The sequence below is a fragment of the Streptomyces alkaliphilus genome, from assembly GCF_014141535.1.
Taxonomy (GTDB): domain Bacteria; phylum Actinomycetota; class Actinomycetes; order Streptomycetales; family Streptomycetaceae; genus Streptomyces; species Streptomyces alkaliphilus.
Window position 1 is genome coordinate 1 of record NZ_VKHT01000796.1, and the last position, 2,392, is coordinate 2,392.

Here is a 2,392-nt window from a genome sequence, read left to right on the forward strand (position 1 = left end):
GGTGGATACCTCCTCCCCCTCCAGTCCCCCACACCTCCCGGGCTCCCGAACGTCACAGACGGAGGAGGCGGAGGAGATCCGCGTGGGCCGGGACCCCGCCCGGGTGACGGCGGCCGAGGAGTTCCTGTCGACCCTGCCCGGCGGCTGGGCGTGCGGGTTGAAAACCGCACGCAACCTCGCGCCGAAGCTCGCGGAGCACACCCTGCGCCAGGGCTGGGACCTCACCCCGGAACTGGCCGCCCATCTGCTGCGCAACCTCCCCGAGCGGATCCACCGCCGCGCCGGGTTCCTCGAGGGCCGCATCGACGACCTCGAGCGCCGTGATGCGGTCACCCCGCCCCGGGCCGCCGCCGGCGACGGCGCCCGCTGCCCGCAGCACCCGGGCCGGGAGGCCGCGTCCTGCCTGCCGTGCCGCGCGGGGGACGCCCCCGACCCACAGGCCGCCCCGGACATGGACCCCGAGGCCATCGAGGCCATCAAGGCACAACTGCGCGGGGAGTTGCCCGCCGCGCCGCGCGGTCGCGGCGAACGGCGCCCCCGCCGGCCGTTGTCGCGCCGCGCCCGGGAAGCCGTGCAGCGCCGGGAGGCCGAGGCCTTCGAGGAGCAGCGCGCCCGTGCCCTGGCCGGACTGGAGGAACACTTCCCCCTCGACCCGACCGATGAGGGCCGGCCGTGAGCGACCCGGCCCCGACAACAAGCAGGCCGCCCCTCTCGCGAAGGGGCGGCCCGACGATCCCCATCCGATGCGACCGGACAGGAAACCGATGAACACCACCGTACCCACCCCAACCCACCGACCCGATGTCGACATGGACGTCGACCCGGCTTTCTTCGAGCAGGCGCCCCCGCAGGACCTGGAAGCCGAACAGTGCGTGCTGGGCGGCATGATGCTCTCCAAGGACGCCATCACCGACGTCGTCGAAATCCTGGAACCCGGCCACTTCTACAAGCCCGCCCACGAGACGATCTACGGGGCCATCACGGGCCTGTTCACCCGGGGTGAGCCCGTGGACCCCATCACGGTCACCAACGCCCTCCAGCGGGCCGGAGAGCTCGCCCGGATCGGCGGGGCCGGCTACCTCCACGCCCTGATCCAGACGGTACCCACCGCCGCCAACGCCGCCTACTACGCCGAAATCGTCCACGACCGCGCGATGCTGCGCCGCCTGGTCACCGCCGGCCGGCGCGTCACCGATCTCGCCCTCGCCGGCGAAGGCGACGTCGAGCAGATCCAGGACGCGGCCGCAGCCGAGATCAACGCCGCGATCCTGCAGCGCGCCGACACCGAGACCCTGCCCATCGGCGCGGACGACCAGGACCTCATCGACGAACTCGAAGCCGGGCAACGAGGCGAGACCGAGGCCGGCGTGCCCACCGGCTTCCTCGACCTCGACAACCTCACCGGCGGCCTGAAGCCCGGCCAGATGGTCATCGTCGCCGCCCGACCCGCCCTGGGGAAGTCCACCCTCGCCCTGGACTTCGCCCGCCACGCCGCCTTCGCCGCCGGCCGCACCGCCGTGTTCTTCTCCCTGGAAATGAGCCGCCGCGAACTCCAGATGCGCTGCCTGTCCGCCCAGGCCAAGGTCGGCCTCCACAACCTCAAAACCGCAGGCGGCATGGACGCCGCCGCCTGGAGCCGGGTGGCCGAGACGATGACCGACATGCGCCGGGCCCCGCTACTCCTGGACGACGCCACCGGCGCGACGGTCGCCACCCTCAAGGCCAAGTGCCGCCGCATCCAACAACGCCAGGGCCTGGATCTGGTGGTCATCGACTACCTCCAGCTCCTGCAATCGGGACGCTCCCGCCCCGAGTCCCGGCAGGTGGAAGTCTCGGAGATGAGCCGCAACATCAAGCTCATGGCCAAGGAACTCGGAGTGCCGGTGGTGGTGCTCTGCCAGCTCAACCGCGGCCCCGAACAGCGCGTCGACAAGAAGCCGATGGTCTCCGACCTGCGGGAATCCGGCTCCCTGGAACAGGACGCCGACCTCGTGATCCTGCTGCACCGCGAGGACGCCTACGACAAGGAATCCCCCCGCGCCGGCGAAGCCGACCTCATCGTCGCCAAACACCGCAACGGCCCCACCGCCACCATCACCGTGGCCTTCCAAGGCCACTACTCCCGCTTCGTCAACATGCAAAGCGACTTCTGACCCGATCGGGCCGTCGCCACGGTCGGTGACCGCGCACCCCTTCGGGGCGGGCCGCCCGACCACCACCGGGGAGATACCGGCGGTCACCTCGATGCCGTGCTCCTCGTACCACTCCACCAGGGAACGCCTGGCGTCCAGGTGGCCCGCACCGCGGCGCATCGGGGTCGGCGGACGGGGAGTGCACGAAGTGACTGACCCGATCACTGCCCACCCCGGGGTGTGCAACGGCCCCCCACACC

The 2,392-nt window shown here is 71.7% G+C and carries 1 protein-coding gene and 1 pseudogene; both read left to right on the plus strand.

The window, feature by feature from the left end; genetic code table 11:
* Nucleotides 1–676, plus strand: a pseudogene (locus tag FNQ90_RS19850) (hypothetical protein); the annotation flags it as partial.
* Nucleotides 677–764: 88 nt separating this feature from the next.
* Nucleotides 765–2,153, plus strand: coding sequence for a replicative DNA helicase (dnaB, locus tag FNQ90_RS19855; RefSeq protein WP_407699398.1), 1,389 nt, complete (start codon nucleotides 765–767; stop codon nucleotides 2,151–2,153).
* Nucleotides 2,154–2,392: the final 239 nt, after the last annotated feature.